16 protein-coding genes are annotated in these 16,930 nt (G+C 55.1%); 12 read left to right on the top strand and 4 right to left on the bottom strand.

What is annotated here, in order from left to right; translation table 11 throughout:
- The first annotated feature begins 1 nt into the window (after window position 1).
- The 7 genes from pepP to H650_RS09955 all read left to right on the top strand — a co-directional run bounded on the left by pepP (window position 2) and on the right by H650_RS09955 (window position 9,495).
- Complete coding sequence (gene pepP / locus H650_RS09985; RefSeq protein ID WP_020455146.1) at window positions 2–1,315, top strand: Xaa-Pro aminopeptidase; 1,314 nt, start codon at window positions 2–4, stop codon at window positions 1,313–1,315.
- Complete coding sequence (gene ubiH, locus H650_RS09980; protein WP_020455145.1) at window positions 1,312–2,490, top strand: 2-octaprenyl-6-methoxyphenyl hydroxylase; 1,179 nt, start codon at window positions 1,312–1,314, stop codon at window positions 2,488–2,490. Before pepP ends, ubiH begins: the two co-directional genes overlap by 4 nt.
- 18 nt (window positions 2,491–2,508) lie before the next feature.
- The gene (gene ubiI, locus H650_RS09975) at window positions 2,509–3,711 is read left to right on the top strand and encodes an FAD-dependent 2-octaprenylphenol hydroxylase (RefSeq protein WP_020455144.1); all 1,203 of its coding nucleotides are present in this window, start codon (window positions 2,509–2,511) and stop codon (window positions 3,709–3,711) included.
- 423 nt (window positions 3,712–4,134) lie between these two features.
- On the top strand, window positions 4,135–5,229 hold the full coding sequence (gene gcvT / locus H650_RS09970) for a glycine cleavage system aminomethyltransferase GcvT (protein WP_020455143.1): 1,095 nt from the start codon (window positions 4,135–4,137) through the stop codon (window positions 5,227–5,229).
- A 23-nt stretch (window positions 5,230–5,252) separates the two neighbouring features.
- A complete protein-coding gene (gene gcvH, locus H650_RS09965; protein WP_020455142.1) occupies window positions 5,253–5,642 on the top strand; it encodes a glycine cleavage system protein GcvH in 390 nt (129 codons plus the stop codon).
- A 173-nt stretch (window positions 5,643–5,815) separates the two neighbouring features.
- Window positions 5,816–8,689, top strand: a complete 2,874-nt coding sequence (gene gcvP, locus H650_RS09960; protein WP_020455141.1) for an aminomethyl-transferring glycine dehydrogenase — start codon at window positions 5,816–5,818, stop codon at window positions 8,687–8,689.
- 62 nt (window positions 8,690–8,751) lie between these two features.
- Window positions 8,752–9,495, top strand: a complete 744-nt coding sequence (locus H650_RS09955) for an SDR family oxidoreductase (protein WP_020455140.1) — start codon at window positions 8,752–8,754, stop codon at window positions 9,493–9,495.
- A 36-nt stretch (window positions 9,496–9,531) separates the two neighbouring features.
- Here H650_RS09955 and H650_RS09950 read toward each other — a convergent pair whose 3' ends face one another.
- Together H650_RS09950 and H650_RS09945 are read right to left on the bottom strand one after the other, a co-directional pair.
- Entirely contained in the window at window positions 9,532–10,965 is a 1,434-nt protein-coding gene (locus H650_RS09950) for a 6-phospho-beta-glucosidase (protein WP_020455139.1), read from the bottom strand.
- Between the two features lie 116 nt (window positions 10,966–11,081).
- The gene (locus tag H650_RS09945) at window positions 11,082–11,810 is read right to left on the bottom strand and encodes a MurR/RpiR family transcriptional regulator (RefSeq protein ID WP_044489733.1); all 729 of its coding nucleotides are present in this window, start codon (window positions 11,808–11,810) and stop codon (window positions 11,082–11,084) included.
- Window positions 11,811–12,048: 238 nt separating this feature from the next.
- Here H650_RS09945 and trhA point away from each other — a divergent pair, with 238 nt between their 5' ends.
- The gene (gene trhA / locus H650_RS09940) at window positions 12,049–12,708 is read left to right on the top strand and encodes a PAQR family membrane homeostasis protein TrhA (protein ID WP_020455137.1); all 660 of its coding nucleotides are present in this window, start codon (window positions 12,049–12,051) and stop codon (window positions 12,706–12,708) included.
- Window positions 12,709–12,770: 62 nt separating this feature from the next.
- Here trhA and ygfZ read toward each other — a convergent pair whose 3' ends face one another.
- Window positions 12,771–13,754: a tRNA-modifying protein YgfZ gene (gene ygfZ / locus H650_RS09935; protein ID WP_020455136.1), complete on the bottom strand. Its 984-nt coding sequence runs from the start codon at window positions 13,752–13,754 to the stop codon at window positions 12,771–12,773.
- 246 nt (window positions 13,755–14,000) lie between these two features.
- On the opposite strand from ygfZ, the gene sdhE reads away from it, so the two are divergent.
- On the top strand, window positions 14,001–14,267 hold the full coding sequence (gene sdhE, locus H650_RS09930; protein ID WP_020455135.1) for an FAD assembly factor SdhE: 267 nt from the start codon (window positions 14,001–14,003) through the stop codon (window positions 14,265–14,267).
- Window positions 14,248–14,664, top strand: coding sequence for a protein YgfX (locus tag H650_RS09925; protein ID WP_020455134.1), 417 nt, complete (start codon window positions 14,248–14,250; stop codon window positions 14,662–14,664). The genes sdhE and H650_RS09925 overlap by 20 nt, the downstream gene beginning before the upstream one ends.
- 13 nt (window positions 14,665–14,677) lie before the next feature.
- Here the strand turns inward: H650_RS09925 and fldB are convergent, their stop codons facing one another.
- Window positions 14,678–15,199 carry a flavodoxin FldB gene (gene fldB / locus H650_RS09920; RefSeq protein WP_020455133.1) on the bottom strand — a complete coding sequence of 174 codons (522 nt, stop codon included), beginning with the start codon at window positions 15,197–15,199 and terminating at the stop codon, window positions 14,678–14,680.
- A 99-nt stretch (window positions 15,200–15,298) separates the two neighbouring features.
- Here fldB and xerD point away from each other — a divergent pair, with 99 nt between their 5' ends.
- Together xerD and dsbC are read left to right on the top strand one after the other, a co-directional pair.
- On the top strand, window positions 15,299–16,195 hold the full coding sequence (gene xerD, locus H650_RS09915; protein ID WP_020455132.1) for a site-specific tyrosine recombinase XerD: 897 nt from the start codon (window positions 15,299–15,301) through the stop codon (window positions 16,193–16,195).
- A gap of 24 nt (window positions 16,196–16,219) precedes the next feature.
- Window positions 16,220–16,930, top strand: coding sequence for a bifunctional protein-disulfide isomerase/oxidoreductase DsbC (gene dsbC / locus H650_RS09910; RefSeq protein WP_020455131.1), 711 nt, complete (start codon window positions 16,220–16,222; stop codon window positions 16,928–16,930).

Here is a 16,930-nt window from a genome sequence, read left to right as displayed (position 1 = left end):
CATGACACAGCTTGAATTTCTCCGTCGGCGCCAGGGATTGCTGGCGCAGATGGTTCCGGGCAGCGCGGCGCTAATTTTCGCCGCACCGGAAGCCACCCGCAGCGCAGACAGTGAATACCCGTACCGCCAGCACAGTGATTTCTGGTATTTCACCGGTTTTAACGAGCCGGAAGCGGTGCTGGTGCTGATCAAAAGTGATGACACCCACAACCACAGCGTGCTGTTCAACCGCGTGCGCGACAAAACCGCCGAGATCTGGTTTGGTCGTCGCCTGGGTCAGGAAGCCGCGCCGGAAAAGCTGGGCGTCGATCGCGCACTGGCGTTCCCGGAAATCAACGAACATCTTTATCAATTGCTTAACGGTCTTGATGCCGTGTACCACGCGCAGGGTGAATTCGACTATGCCGACACCATTGTGTTCACTGCGCTGGATAAGTTGCGCAAAGGCTCGCGTCAGAATCTGCTTGCGCCGCCAACGTTAACCGACTGGCGGCCGATGGTGCATGAAATGCGCCTGTTTAAATCTGCCGAAGAGATAGACGTGATGCGTCGCGCCGGGGAGATCTCCGCGCTGGCGCATACCCGCGCGATGCAGGTTTGCCGTCCGGGGATGTTTGAATATCAGCTTGAAGGTGAAATTCAGCACGAGTTTAACCGCCACGGCGCGCGTTTTCCCTCCTATAACACCATTGTGGGTTCCGGCGTCAACGGCTGCATTCTGCACTACACGGAAAATGAGAGCCAGATGCGTGACGGCGATCTGGTGTTGATTGATGCCGGTTGTGAATACAAAGGATATGCCGGTGATATCACCCGCACCTTCCCGGTAAACGGTAAATTCAGCCCGGCGCAGCGTGAAATCTACGATATCGTGCTGGCCTCGCTGGAACGAGCCCTTGCGCTTTTCCGCCCAGGCACGTCCATCCAGGAAGTGACCAGCGAAGTGGTGCGCATCATGATTACCGGGCTGGTGAAGCTCGGCATCCTGAAAGGTGAAGTCGATGAACTGGTGGAAAAAAACGCCCACCGCCCGTTTTTTATGCACGGCTTAAGCCACTGGCTCGGGTTGGATGTGCACGATGTCGGTGTCTATGGCAAAGATCGCTCGCGTGAGCTGGCACCGGGCATGGTGCTGACGGTTGAACCAGGTCTTTACATCGCGCCGGATGCCGATGTGCCGGAGCAGTATCGCGGTATTGGTATTCGTATTGAAGATGACATCGTCATCACCGAAGACGGCAACGAAAATCTGACCGCCAGCGTCGTGAAAACCGCTGACGAGATTGAAGCGCTGATGGCGGCATCACGTTCATGAGTGTGATTATCGTTGGCGGTGGCATGGCTGGCGCAACGCTTGCGCTGGCGATTTCTCATCTTACTCACGGCAAATTACCTGTTCATCTGGTAGAAGCCAGCGTTCCCGGCGCATCCGCACATCCGGGGTTTGACGCCCGCGCCATTGCGTTAGCGGCAGGCACGTGCCAGCAGCTGGCGCGTATCGGCATCTGGCAAGCCATCGCTTCCTGCGCAACGCCAATTTCAACGGTTCATGTCAGCGATCGCGGCCATGCAGGTTTTGTCACGCTGGATGCGCAGGATTACCACATCGATGCGCTTGGCTACGTTGTCGAACTGCACGACGTTGGGCAGCGGCTGTTCACGCTACTGCAAAACGCGCCCGGCGTTACGCTGCATTGCCCGGCGAAAGTCAGCGCGGTTGCCCGTGATGAGGGGCAGGTGAGCGTAACGCTGGAAAGTGGTGAATCGATTACTGGTCAGTTATTGGTGGCGGCAGACGGCTCCCGTTCACGCATTGGCGAGCAACTGGGTGTGGACTGGCAGCAAGCGCCTTATCACCAGGCGGCGGTCATCGCCAACGTCACCACCTCTGTGGCGCATCAGGGGCGGGCGTTTGAGCGTTTTACCCAACATGGCCCGCTGGCAATGTTGCCGATGTCACAAGGTCGCTGTTCGCTGGTGTGGTGTCATCCGCTGGAAAAACAGCAGCAGATTGCCGCCTGGTCTGACGAACGTTTCTGCCACGAGTTACAAAAAGCCTTTGGCTGGCGGCTTGGGCGCATCCTGCACGTGGGCAAACGCAGCGTTTACCCGCTGACGCTGACCGCGGCCTCTTCGCCTGTCTCGCACCGCGCGGTGCTGGTCGGCAATGCCGCGCAAACGCTGCATCCTATCGCCGGACAGGGTTTTAACCTCGGCATGCGCGATGTGATGACGCTGGCGGAAACGCTGGCTGAGGCGTGGGCGGCTCAGCGAGATGTTGGCTACTATCCCGTGTTGACGGGCTACCGCGATCGCCGCCATGCGGACAAAAAAGCCACTATCGGCGTCACCGATGGGCTGGTGCATCTGTTTGCCAATCACTGGATGCCGTTGGTCGTCGGGCGGAATGCCGGGCTGATGGCAATGGAATTATTTACTCCGGCGCGCGATGCGCTGGCGCAGCGTACCCTCGGTTGGGTTGCCCGTTAAAGACAAAAGGAGCGAAGAGTGCAGAGTGTTGATGTTGCGATTGTCGGCGGCGGTATGGTCGGGCTGGCGCTGGCCTGTGGTTTACAGGGCAGTGGGTTGCGCGTGGCGGTGCTGGAGCAGAATGAACCGACACCGCTGGCGGAGGATGCGCCTCCGGCGCTGCGCGTGTCAGCGATCAATGCTGCCAGCGAAAAGTTACTGACGCACCTTGGCGTCTGGTCAAACATTATTGCCCAACGTGCCGGGCGCTATCACGGCATGGAAGTGTGGGACAAAGACAGTTTTGGCCGCATCGCGTTTGACGACCAGAGCATGGGCTACAGCCATCTTGGTTACATTATCGAAAACGCGGTGATCCACCAGGCACTGTGGGATAAAGCCCGCCAATGCAAGGACGTCACCCTGCTGGCCCCGGCTGAGTTGCAGCAGGTGGCGTGGGGCGAAAACGACGCGTTTCTGACCTTAAAAGATGGCACCATGCTTACTGCACGGCTGGTGGTTGGCGCAGATGGCGCGAACTCCTGGCTGCGCAACAAGGCCGATATTCCGTTGACGTTCTGGGATTACCATCATCATGCGCTCGTGGCGACCATTCGCACCGATGAGCCGCATCAGGCGGTAGCGCGCCAGGTGTTTCACGCCGACGGCATTCTCGCGTTTTTGCCGCTTAACGATCCGCATTTGTGCTCAATTGTCTGGTCGCTGCCGCCTGAGCAGGCGAAAGCTATGCAGCAGGCGAGCGATGAAGCATTCAACCAGGCGCTGTGTGTGGCGTTCGATAATCGCCTTGGACTGTGCCGTGTTGAGAGCGAACGTCAGGTCTATCCGCTCACCGGCCGCTATGCGCGCCAGTTTGCCGGGCACCGCCTGGCGCTGGTTGGCGATGCAGCGCACACTATTCACCCGCTGGCGGGGCAGGGTGTTAATCTCGGGTTTATGGATGTCGCTGAGTTGATCACCGAGCTGAAGCGTCTGAGCCGTGAAGGTAAAGACATTGGTCAACATCTTTATTTGCGCCGCTATGAGCGCAGCCGCAAACACAGCGCGGCGCTGATGCTGGCCGGGATGCAGGGCTTTCGCGAACTCTTCTCAGGTGCAAACCCGGCTAAGAAACTGCTGCGCGATATCGGCCTGAAACTGGCAGATACCCTTCCCGGTGTGAAAACGCGGTTGTTACGCCAGGCGATGGGTCTTAACGATCTGCCTGAGTGGTTACGTTAACTGCATCACACTTTCCCTTCCCGGTCCCGGGAAGGGATACCTCTACCTCATTTGAAATATTCTAATTTCACCTCATTTTTCGGATTAGATTTTCTCATGTTACGTTTTTTTCTTTTCGGGAAAATCCACTCTTTTACAGAGTGAAATGCTGCACTCTCCTCTGGTTTGTCGTTGATGCTGATTTTTTATGAAGGGTGAGGCGTTATTCAACAGAATAATGCTCTAATGGCATTTTGTGCGTGACGGGTCATAAGCTAATGTGATGGACCATTTTTCCTTATGGTTAAGCACTGCTTTCGGTGATAAGTTCAGGCCAAAGAGAACGTTTGCGTCGACGTCGTAAAACGGTGTCGGCACCAGTTGTTTTGGCGCAAATCACGCCGCCGAAAAACGTGATGGCTCAGCTTATTCGACGAGGAAAAGATGGCTCAGCAGACCCCTTTATACGAACAACACACGCTAAACGGTGCCCGCATGGTGGACTTCCATGGCTGGATGATGCCGCTGCATTACGGCTCGCAAATTGACGAGCACCATGCGGTGCGCACCGATGCCGGAATGTTTGATGTGTCGCATATGACCATCGTCGATCTCAAAGGCAGCCGCACCCGGGAGTTTCTGCGTTATTTGCTGGCAAACGACGTCGCAAAACTCACGAAGCCCGGTAAAGCGCTCTATTCCGGTATGCTAAATGCCTCGGGCGGCGTAATTGATGACTTAATCGTCTATTACTTTACCGAAGATTTCTTCCGCCTCGTTGTAAACTCCGCCACCCGCGAAAAAGACCTCTCCTGGATTTCCCAACACGCTGAACCTTATGCCATCGACATCACCGTCCGTGATGATTTGTCGCTGATTGCGGTCCAGGGCCCGAACGCGCAGGCGAAAGCCGCCAGCCTGTTTACAGACGAGCAGCGCCGCGCCGTTGAAGGTATGAAACCGTTCTTTGGCGTTGAAGCCGGTGATCTGTTCATTGCGACCACCGGTTATACCGGTGAAGCAGGGTATGAAATTGCGCTGCCTAACGAAAAAGCGCCCAGCTTCTGGCAGGCGCTGGTCAATGCGGGCGTGAAACCTTGCGGCCTGGGCGCGCGCGACACGCTGCGTCTGGAAGCGGGTATGAACCTGTACGGTCAGGAGATGGATGAAGGTATCTCTCCGCTGGCCGCCAACATGGGCTGGACGATTGCCTGGGAGCCGCAGGAGCGAGACTTTATTGGCCGCGACGCGCTGGAACTGCAGCGTGAAAAAGGCACCGAACAGCTGGTTGGCCTGGTGATGACGGAAAAAGGCGTATTGCGTAATGAACTGCCGGTGCACTTCACCGATGCGCATGGCAATGTGCAAAAAGGCGTGATCACCAGCGGTACGTTCTCGCCTACGCTCGGCTACAGTATTGCACTGGCGCGTGTTCCGGCGGGGATCGGCGAAAATGCCGTTGTACAGATCCGCAACCGTGAAATGCCGGTCAAAGTCACTAAACCTGTTTTTGTGCGCGCTGGCAAAGCTGTCGCGTAACCTTTTTATCTGGAGAGAATGAAATGAGCAACGTACCAGGCGAACTGAAATACAGCAAAGAACACGAGTGGCTGCGCAAAGAAGCGGACGGGACCTACACCGTTGGCATCACCGAACACGCACAGGAACTGCTGGGCGATATGGTGTTTGTCGATCTGCCGGAAGCGGGCACGACCGTTAGCGCGGGCGATGATTGCGCCGTTGCCGAATCGGTAAAAGCGGCTTCTGATATCTACGCGCCAATCAGCGGTGAGATCGTGGCAGTCAACGACCAACTGGCGGATTCACCAGAGCTGGTCAACAGCGAGCCGTATGGCGAAGGCTGGATCTTCAAAATTAAAGCCAGCGACGAAGCAGAAATTGCCGCCCTGCTGGACGCAACAGCCTACGCCGCACTGCTCGAAGACGAGTAAATACGCCTTATCCTTCGCGTAGCAGACGCGTTGGCTTCCTCGCTATCCCCAGTTGCTTACTGATGTTTGCGCCTGGGGATATGCTGCGTCGCCGCCTTCCTGCAACGCGAAGGGTTCAGCGTATTCAGGTAATTTCTACATCGATTCACTGCACGTTTCAGGAACCATCGCTCATGACACAGACTTTAAGCCAGCTTGAAAACCGTGGCGCTTTCATTGGACGTCACATCGGGCCGGATGCTCAGCAACAGCAGGAGATGCTGAACACAGTTGGCGCGGATTCGTTAAACGCACTGATTGGCCAGATCGTGCCAAAAGACATCCAGCTTGCAACACCGCCGCAGGTTGGGGAATCGACCACTGAGTTCGCGGCCCTGGCCGAGCTGAAAGCGATTGCCAGCCGCAACAAGCGCTTTAAGTCTTACATTGGCATGGGCTACACCGCCGTGCAGCTGCCACCAGTTATTCTGCGCAACATGCTGGAAAATCCGGGCTGGTACACCGCTTACACCCCGTATCAGCCAGAAGTGTCGCAGGGTCGCCTTGAAGCGCTGCTCAACTTCCAGCAGGTTACGCTCGATCTCACCGGGCTGGATATCGCTTCCGCGTCGCTGCTGGATGAAGCCACTGCGGCGGCTGAAGCAATGGCCATGGCGAAGCGCGTCAGCAAACTGAAAGGCGCCAACCGCTTCTTCGTCGCCGCCGATGTGCATCCGCAAACGCTGGATGTCGTGCGCACTCGCGCCGAAACCTTCGGTTTTGATGTGATTGTTGATGACGCGGCCAAAGTTCTTGATCACCAGGATGTGTTCGGCGTACTGCTCCAGCAGGTCGGTACCACGGGCGAAGTGCATGATTACAGCGTGCTGATTAATGAGCTGAAATCCCGCAAAATTGTGGTTAGTGTCGCCGCTGATTTGCTGGCGCTGGTGCAACTGACTGCGCCGGGCAAACAGGGTGCCGACATTGTGTTCGGCTCCGCGCAGCGCTTTGGCGTGCCGATGGGCTACGGTGGCCCGCACGCGGCATTCTTTGCTGCAAAAGATGAATTCAAACGCTCCATGCCAGGCCGCATTATCGGCGTGTCGAAAGATGCCGCCGGTAACACCGCGCTGCGCATGGCGATGCAGACGCGCGAGCAGCATATTCGCCGCGAGAAAGCCAACTCCAACATCTGTACTTCGCAAGTGCTGCTGGCCAACATTGCCAGCTTGTACGCGGTGTTCCACGGCCCGGCCGGGCTGAAACGCATTGCCGGACGTATTCATCGCCTGACCGATATTCTTGCTGCCGGTTTGCAGCGTGGCGGCCTGAAACTGCGCCACGCGCACTACTTCGACACCCTGTGTGTTGATGTCGCGGACAAAGCCGCCGTGCTGGCCCGCGCCGAAGCGCAGGAGATCAACCTGCGTAGCGACATTCTCAACGCCGTTGGCATCACGCTGGATGAAACCACCACGCGTGAAGATGTGCAGGTGCTGTTTAACGTGTTGCTGGGCGATAAACACGGCCTCGATATTGATGCGCTGGATAAAGAGGTCGCGCTCGACAGCCGTTCTATCCCGCAGAGCATGCTGCGCGAGGATGCTTTCCTGACGCACCCGGTGTTTAACCGCTATCACAGCGAAACCGAGATGATGCGTTACATGCATTCGCTGGAGCGTAAAGATCTGGCGCTGAACCAGGCGATGATCCCGCTGGGTTCCTGCACCATGAAACTGAACGCGGCGGCGGAAATGATCCCGATCACCTGGCCGGAATTTGCCGAACTGCACCCGTTTTGCCCGCCGGAACAGGCAGAAGGTTATCACCAGATGATCGCCCAGCTCTCCGACTGGCTGGTAAAACTGACAGGGTATGATGCGCTCTGCATGCAGCCGAACTCCGGCGCGCAGGGTGAATACGCAGGCCTGCTGGCGATTCGTCACTACCATGAAAGCCGCAATGAAGGTCACCGCGATATCTGCCTGATCCCAAGCTCTGCGCACGGCACCAACCCGGCATCGGCGCAGATGGCGGGGATGCAGGTTGTGGTGGTTGCTTGTGATAAAAACGGCAACATCGATCTGGCCGATCTGCGTGCGAAAGCAGAGCAGGCGGGCGACAACCTCTCTTGCATCATGGTGACGTACCCGTCCACCCACGGTGTGTATGAAGAGACAATTCGCGAAGTGTGCGAAGTGGTGCATCAGTTCGGCGGCCAGGTTTACCTGGATGGCGCGAACATGAACGCCCAGGTGGGCATCACGTCACCGGGCTTTATCGGCGCGGATGTGTCACACCTCAACTTGCATAAAACCTTCTGCATTCCGCACGGCGGTGGCGGTCCGGGCATGGGGCCGATTGGCGTGAAAGCGCATCTGGCACCGTTTGTACCGGGTCACAGCGTGGTGCAGATTGAAGGGATGCTCACCCGTCAGGGCGCGGTCTCTGCGGCACCGTTTGGCAGCGCATCGATTCTGCCAATCAGCTGGATGTATATCCGCATGATGGGCGCGGAAGGGCTGAAACAAGCGAGCCAGGTGGCGATCCTTAATGCCAACTACATCGCCAGCCGTCTGAAAGAGGCTTTCCCGGTGCTGTATACCGGTCGCGATGGTCGCGTCGCGCACGAATGTATTCTCGACATTCGCCCGCTGAAAGAAGAGACCGGCATCAGCGAACTGGATATCGCTAAGCGCCTGATCGATTACGGTTTCCATGCGCCGACCATGTCCTTCCCGGTTGCCGGTACGCTGATGGTGGAACCGACTGAATCAGAAAGCAAAGTCGAACTGGATCGCTTTATCGATGCCATGCTGGCGATTCGTGCGGAAATCGAACGTGTGAAACAGGGCGAGTGGACGCTGGAAGATAACCCGCTGGTTAACGCTCCGCATACGCAGAATGAGCTGGTGGCTGAGTGGAACCACGGTTACACCCGCGAACTGGCGGTGTTCCCGGCTGGTTTTGCCAACAAATACTGGCCGACCGTGAAGCGTCTGGACGATGTGTACGGCGATCGTAATCTGTTCTGTTCCTGCGTACCGATGAGCGAATATCAGTAATACACTGATTAAGCTATCTTTTAAGGGCGCTTCGGCGCCCTTTTACTTTTCAGGAGACACAGATGGCGATTGCATTAATCACCGGTGGCAGCCGGGGAATCGGTCGCGCGACCGCGTTGCTGCTGGCGCAGGAAGGCTACACCGTTGCGGTTAATTACCACAGCAACAAGCCCGCTGCCGACGGCGTGGTGGCGGAAATCATCGCACAGGGTGGTCATGCGTTCGCGGTGCAGGCCGATATCAGCGATGAAGCGCAGGTACAGGCCATGTTCGCGTGTATAGATGAAAAACCGGAACCGCTTACCGCGCTGGTCAATAACGCCGGGATCCTGTTTCAGCAAAGCCGGGTGGAGCAACTGAGCGCAGAGCGTATTAATCGCGTGCTGGCGACCAACGTGACGGGCTATTTCCTCTGCTGTCGCGAAGCGGTCAAACGGATGTCCACCCAACACGGTGGGCACGGCGGCGCGATTGTTAATGTTTCTTCGGCTGCGGCGCGCCTCGGTTCGCCCGGTGAATATGTGGATTATGCGGCCTCCAAAGGCGCGGTCGATACGCTAACGACCGGGCTGGCACTGGAAGTTGCGGCGGATGGCATCCGCGTGAATGGCGTGCGTCCGGGTTTTATCTATACAGAGATGCATGCCAGCGGCGGCGAGCCCGGGCGTGTGGACCGGGTGAGCAGCGCGATCCCGATGCGGCGCGGTGGGCAACCGGAAGAGGTGGCGCAGGGAATAGTCTGGCTGTTAAGTGACAAAGCGTCGTATGTTACCGGCAGTTTTCTGGATTTAGCCGGTGGCAGATAAGCACTCCTCTCCCGCCAGGGAGAGGAGTTAACAACGTCAAAGATTTTCGCCGTTGCTGGCAATCACTTCTTTATACCAGTTAAAGCTCTTTTTACGGGAACGCGACATATCGCCAGTGCCATCATCGTGCTTGTTCACGTAGATAAAACCGTAGCGTTTGCTGTACTGGCCGGTGGTAAAAGAGACGCAGTCGATACAGCCCCAGGGTGTATAACCCATCAGATCCACGCCATCGTGGGTCACCGCTTTGACCATCTCTTTAACGTGTGCCCGCAGGTAATCAATGCGGTAATCGTCGTTGATGCTGCCGTCAGCTTCGACGTTGTCGTACGCGCCAAACCCGTTCTCCACGATAAACAGCGGTTTCTGGTAACGTTCGTACAGCTCGCACAATGCATAGCGCAGGCCAACCGGATCAATCTGCCAGCCCCAGTCAGACGCTTTAACATGCGGGTTAGGGACACTGCCCTGGAAACCAGAGAGCGCATCGCCAGCGCCGCCTTCCGCTTTCACCGCGTTAGTCATGTAGTAGCTGAAACCGAGGTAATCGCAGCACCCTTCGCGCAAAATCGCCTCGTCACCGGCTTCCATGTTGATGGTAAAACCACGGCGTTCCCATTCGTTCAGTACATAAGAAGGGTAGTAGCCGCGCAGTTGCACGTCGGTAAAGACATAACGCTCACGCATTGACTCTTGCGCGTACATCACATCGTCCGGCTTACAGGAGAAGGGATACAGCGGCACCATTGCCAGCATGCAGCCAATTTTCATTTCCGGGTTAATACGATGGCCGATTTTCACCGCCATGGCGCTGGCCACGAACTGGTGGTGCAGCACCTGATACATGGTCTCTTCCGGGTTTTCATGTTCGGTGTAGACCACGCCGGAACAGCAGTAGCCAAACAGCGGCGCGCGCCAGTTGCGCTGGTTGTTGATTTCGTTAAAGGTCATCCAGTATTTGACCTTATTCTTGTAGCGCTCGAAAACCACTTCGGCGAAGCGTACAAAGAAATCGACCACTTTACGGTTAGTCCAGCCGCCGTATTGCTGGACCAGGTGCAGCGGCATTTCGAAGTGGGACAGCGTGATGACCGGCTCGATGTTGTATTTCAGCAGCTCATCAAACATGTCGTCGTAAAACTTGAGCCCTTCTTCATTCGGCTGTTGCTCATCGCCCATCGGAAAGATGCGGGTCCAGGCGATGGAGGTGCGAAAACATTTGAAGCCCATTTCGGCAAACAGCTTGACGTCTTCTTTATAGTGTCCATAAAAATCAACGGCTTCGTGGTTCGGGTAATATTTGCCCGCGACGACTTCCTGCGTGATTTCACGTGGAACACCGTGCGCGCCGCCTGTCAGAACATCGCAAATGCTCGGGCCTTTGCCGCCTTTATTCCAGCCGCCTTCAACCTGGTGCGCGGCAACCGCGCCGCCCCATAAAAAGTCTTTCGGTAAGGTCAATTTTTTCATTGTTGCTATTCCCGTTATATTGGCTGATAACGAGTCTAACAAAGGCGAATTAAATGTCACGATATAACAAATTGCCGCTGGGGTAATTTGTTACACCGAAAAAACATACTGTTTTTTTATGCTATTTTCTTCGCCAGTTTACGTCCCAGCGACTCGAGAATATAAATAACAGGGATTTGCGTAGTGATATCGTAGCCGCCGCTAATGCGCATTTGCGGCACATGCCAGGAGATATTAAAGTCCGCCAGTTTCGCCAGTCGGGAGTGTTCGTGGCTGGTGATCGACAGCACTTTGCAGTGGTGCAGGCTGAACTGGCTGGCAAAACGGAGGATCTCTTCCGTCTCGCCAGAAACTGAAAGGACAATTGCCAGCGCATTTTTTGCCATATCATTGGTAACCGGGAAATAAGGATCGTCGATATGGTTACTGAACTTACCGATATTTGAGAAAAATCTTGCACCATATTTAGCCAGTGCACCCGATGTGCCTGCGCCGACAAATATAACGCGCTCGGAAGATAATATAATCTCAACGGTGTTATCTAATAATTTATCAAACTCATCATTGTTGACGCTTTTAAAAAAGCTGATCACTTCGCTGGCGCCAAAATTCGCTTGTGGCGGCTCATTTTGCTCTAAATATAATTTAAAACGTACGCGAAATTCAGAGTAGCCTTCGCAGTTGAGCTTGCGGCAAAAGCGCAACACGGTCGTGGTGGAGACGCCCGCTGCATCGGCCAGTTCACGAATGGTCATGTACATCACTTTGTCGCGATTTTTGATGACAAAGTTGTAAACCAACATCTCCAGAGTATTCAGGCTGGCGATGGCGGAGTGAGTAAACATTGTCACGGCGATATCCTTTGCTTGCTGTAAACGTAGCCCAATACAACCCGGCAGGCTTTTTGCGTGCCCACATGCTGCCATAACTCCGGCGCCGTTTCCCTGACTTTTGCATTCATGGGGGCAGCCCACGTCATGAAACATTCATCAACGATATTTATTTTAGCGTACAGGTGTGCACTGGAATCATTCTCAGTTACTCTAGTGTTGCGACGTTTTTTTGAGTTTTCCCGGAGTTACCATGGTTAAGAAACCTTTAATCGCACAGGGATACACACTGGCAGAGGAAATTGCCAACAGCATCAGCCACGGCATCGGGCTGGTGTTCGGTATTGTCGGCCTGGTACTGCTGCTGGTGCAGGCGGTAGACAGCAACGCCAGTATGACGGCGATTACCAGCTACGCGCTTTATGGCGGCAGCATGATCCTGCTGTTTCTGGCCTCCACGTTGTACCATGCGATCCCCCATCAGCGCGCAAAAGTATGGTTAAAGAAATTTGACCACTGCGCCATTTATCTGCTGATTGCCGGAACCTATACGCCTTTTTTACTGGTTGGGCTGGATTCACCGCTGGCGCGTGGGTTGATGATTGTTATCTGGAGCCTCGCCTTACTGGGGATCCTGTTTAAGCTCACCATTGCGCACCGGTTCAAAGTGCTGTCGCTGGTGACATACCTGACGATGGGCTGGCTGTCGTTGATTGTGATTTATCAGCTTGCGACGCGGTTATCCGTGGGCGGCGTGACGCTGCTGGCTGTCGGCGGGCTGGTGTACTCGTTGGGCGTCATTTTCTACGTCTGTAAACGTATCCCCTACAATCACGCGATCTGGCACGGCTTTGTGCTGGGCGGCAGTGTGTGTCACTTCCTGGCAATCTATTTGTACGTCGGACAAGTTTAAACGGTAGCGCCGGGCGGCTTTTGCCGGCCCGGCTGTAGCATGCGCGGATGTGTTAACGCGGATTATTCTTCTTCCAGCGAGTAGGGCAGAGGCTCAATGCTTAACGTATTGGCGTCGTCGCGTACGCGGAACACGCTGTCTGGTTCCATGTCATTATTCATCACGACCTGAACCAGCACGCGGCCATCATCTAACTGAGTTGATGCCAGCACCGTACCGGTGCGACGCCAGTTTTCACCCATTTTTAACTCAAGATCTTCACCCGCTTCCGGCGTGCGGCTGGCAGCGCCTGCCAGGTACCACAGCGCACGTTTGTTGGCTCCGCGGAATTTCGCGCGAGCAACCATTTCCTGCCCGGTATAGCACCCTTTTTTGAAGCTGATGCCACCCAGCGCCTGCAGGTTGGTCGCCTGCGGAATAAACTGTGCGCTGTTTGGCTCGTCAATTACGGGTAACCCGGCTTCGATATTCAGCGCCAGCCACTGTTGGCTGTTATTAAGCTGTGCTTCACCGCGCAGTTTATCCGTCACCTGTTCTGCTGTTGCGACATCGGTAACCAGCAGGAACCGTTCGCCCGGATGTTCAAACCACAGAATGGTTGTTTCACCGTCTTGTACAACCTGCTTTTCGCTGTCCGGCAGGGTTGTGAAGAGATTAGCCAACGCGGCGCGAGCCTGAAAACCAGCAACGCCCAGCAGCACATGTTCGTCATCTGCGGCGATAGTGACTTTTGAAAATACGGCGTACTTTTTCAGTTCGCGCAACTGCGATTCACGCACGCTGCGGCGCAAAATCCAGGCAAACCCTTCCTGATAGTGAAACAACCGCATATTGCTCCACATTTTGCCTTTAGAATCGCAATGCGCCGCCAGCAGATGCTGATCCGCCGCCATCTTCGATACGTCAGCGGTAACCTGGCCTTGCAGATATTTCTCGCTATCCGCACCGGTAATGGTTGCCAGCGCCCAGTCATCGAGCGTCATAAGCGTCAGCGGCAGACGGGCAGATGCGGTCGGCTGACGCGGAGGAAATGGAGTAAAAGCCATAATAATGTCCTGATTAGCTTAACGCTGTGTTGGTACTTAATGGTAAAAGAGCCATTGTTCAATGCAAGCGATAAAGCATGCGATTTGTGCCATTGTGCGAGCATTGCGAGGCGCTACGCAGCACAGTGATAATTTTGCAGACGATGCGATTTATTCTGGAAGCTGGCCCGGGAAGCGAAATATTCCGCAAAAGGAATATTAAAAACACGTTACAATAGGCCTTCATGCCTATGAAGGGAGAAGAACATGGATATTAATAATAAAGCCCGTATCCATTGGGCCTGTCGCCGCGGAATGCGCGAACTCGATATCTCCATCATGCCTTTTTTCGAACACGAGTACGACTCGCTCAGCGACCATGACAAGCACCTGTTTGTGCGTCTGCTGGAGAGTGATGATCCGGATTTATTCAACTGGTTGATGAATCATGGCAAACCCCAGGACGCGGAGTTGCAGCGAATGGTGCAGTTAATTCAGACACGGAATCGGGATCGTGGTCCTGTGGCAATCTGATTTACGCGTCTCATGGCGCGCACAATGGATTTCGTTATTACTGCACGGGCTGGTGGCGGCGTTCATTCTTTTTATGCCCTGGCCGTTGAGCTATACGCCGCTGTGGCTTTTGCTGCTGTCGCTCGTGGTTTTCGACTGTGTGCGCAGCCAGCGGCGGATCAACGCCTGCCATGGCGAGATCAAATTGCTGATGGATTCCCGCCTGCGCTGGCAAGGTGTGGAGTGGGATATTGTCGGTACGCCCTGGATGATCCGCGGTGGCATGATGTTGCGTTTACGCCGTGCGGAAGATGGGCGGCGCCAGCATTTATGGCTGGCGGCAGACAGTATGGATTCGCAGGAGTGGCGCGATCTACGCCGGATGATCACCCAAAACCCGGCGCAGGGGCTGCATTAAGGTGGGGGATGGCTCAGCCGAGCCGTTCCGCCATTTCCGTGAGTATTTGCTCGCACCAGCCTTGAATACGTTCATCGCTTAAATCGTACTGATTGGTTTCATCCAGCGCCAGCCCGACAAAGAGCTGCCCGTCGGCAATGACTGGTTTTTTACTGGTAAACTCATAGCCTTCTGTCGGCCAGTAACCGATGAATGTCGCGCCTTTGGGGGCCAGTTTGTCGTGGAGCATGCCGAGTGCGTCGAGGAACCATTCGCCGTAACCGAGCTGATCGCCCATGCCGTACAACGCAATGATTTTTCCGTCGAGATTGAGGTTATCAAGCTGATCCCAAATCGCTTCCCAATCTTCCTGCAGCTCGCCGAAATCCCAGGTTGGAATGCCCAGAATAAGCGCATCGTACTGTTCCATCAGGGCGGGAGCATCGTCTTTCAGGTTGTGCAGCGTCACCAGTTCCGGGCCGATAATATCGCGAATTTTTTCTGCCGCCATTTCGGTGTAGCAGGTGCTGGAACCGTAAAACAGACCGATATTCATAACGTAAACTTCTCGATTCTTGATGTGTCTTTTCACGCAGTGTACCAGAATCGTACATCAATCAGGCATAATGCAGCGTTTGAGTAAAGGAGACGCTGGATGGAACAGGATCTCGTACGTATCGAACAGTTTCTCGATGCTCTCTGGCTTGAGAACAACCTGGCGGAAAATACGCTAAACGCTTACCGCCGCGATTTGAAAATCGTGGTGGAGTGGCTGCACCACCACGCCAGCAGTCTTGAAAAAGCGCAAAGCGATGATTTACAAGCGCTGTTAGCTGAAAGGGTGAGCGGTGGTTATAAGGCCACCAGCTCGGCGCGCTTGCTTAGCGCCGTGCGGCGTTTTTTTCAGTACCTTTATCGGGAAAAAATACGCAGCGACGATCCCAGCGCTTTACTCGCATCACCTAAATTGCCGCAACGTTTACCGAAAGACTTGAGTGAAACGCAGGTGGGCAGGCTTTTGCAGGCGCCGGTGGTTGACCAACCGCTGGAGTTACGCGATAAAGCGATGCTTGAGGTGTTGTATGCCACCGGCCTTCGCGTCTCTGAACTGGTTGGCCTGACGATGAGTGATATCAGCCTGCGCCAGGGCGTGGTGCGAGTGATTGGTAAAGGTAATAAAGAACGCCTGGTGCCGCTGGGCGAAGAGGCGGTGTACTGGGTCGAAAACTATCTGGAGCATGGTCGCCCCTGGCTGCTAAACGGTGTCTCGATTGATGTGCTGTTTCCCAGCCAGCGCGCGCAGCAGATGACGCGCCAGACTTTCTGGCACCGCATCAAGCACTATGCGGCGCTTGCGGGCATCGACAGTGAAAAGCTCTCGCCCCACGTTTTGCGCCATGCGTTTGCCACTCATCTGCTGAACCACGGCGCGGATCTGCGCGTGGTGCAAATGCTTTTAGGCCACCAGGATTTATCGACCACGCAAATTTATACGCATGTCGCTACCGAGCGACTGCGCAAGCTTCATCAACAGCATCACCCGCGGGCGTGAATGCTGACAATCTAAGGATGTGTTATGAAAAAAGGTTTAGTGATGTTCACCCTGCTGGCTGCGTTTACCGGCGCGGCGCATGCCGATGATGCGGCTATCAAACAGTCGCTGGCAAAACTGGGTGTACAAAGTGGTGAAGTGCTGCCCGCACCTGTTGCCGGAATGAAAGCCGTATTGACCAACAGCGGCGTGCTGTATGTAACCGAAGATGGCAAACATATCATCCAGGGACCGATGTACGATGTCAGCGGCGCGCAGCCAGTGAACGTCACCACGAAGATGCTGTTACCGCATCTGAACGCGCTGGAAAAAGAGATGATTGTCTACAAAGCGCCACAGGAAAAACATGTCATCACCGTGTTCACCGATATCACGTGTGGCTACTGCCAGAAACTGCATAGCGAAATGGCAGACTACAACGCGCTCGGCATCACCGTGCGTTACCTTGCCTTCCCGCGTCAGGGTGTGCCAAGCGAAGTTGAAAACCAGATGAAGGCTATCTGGTGTGCAAAAGATCCTAAAAAAGCCTTCGATAACGCGATGGAAGGTAAAGAGGTGAAACCCGCCAGCTGCGATATCGACATCGCCAACCATTACGCGCTGGGCGTGCAGTTTGGCGTCAACGGCACGCCAGCCATCGTGCTGAATGACGGCTACCTCGTTCCGGGGTATCAGGCTCCGGCGGAAATGAAAGCCTTCCTCGATCAACATCAAAAAGCGACCGGCGGTAAATAA

The sequence above is a fragment of the Enterobacter sp. R4-368 genome (assembly GCF_000410515.1).
GTDB lineage: Bacteria > Pseudomonadota > Gammaproteobacteria > Enterobacterales > Enterobacteriaceae > Kosakonia.
Note: the sequence above shows the minus strand (reverse complement) of the source record. Positions and strands in the feature narration are given on the sequence as shown.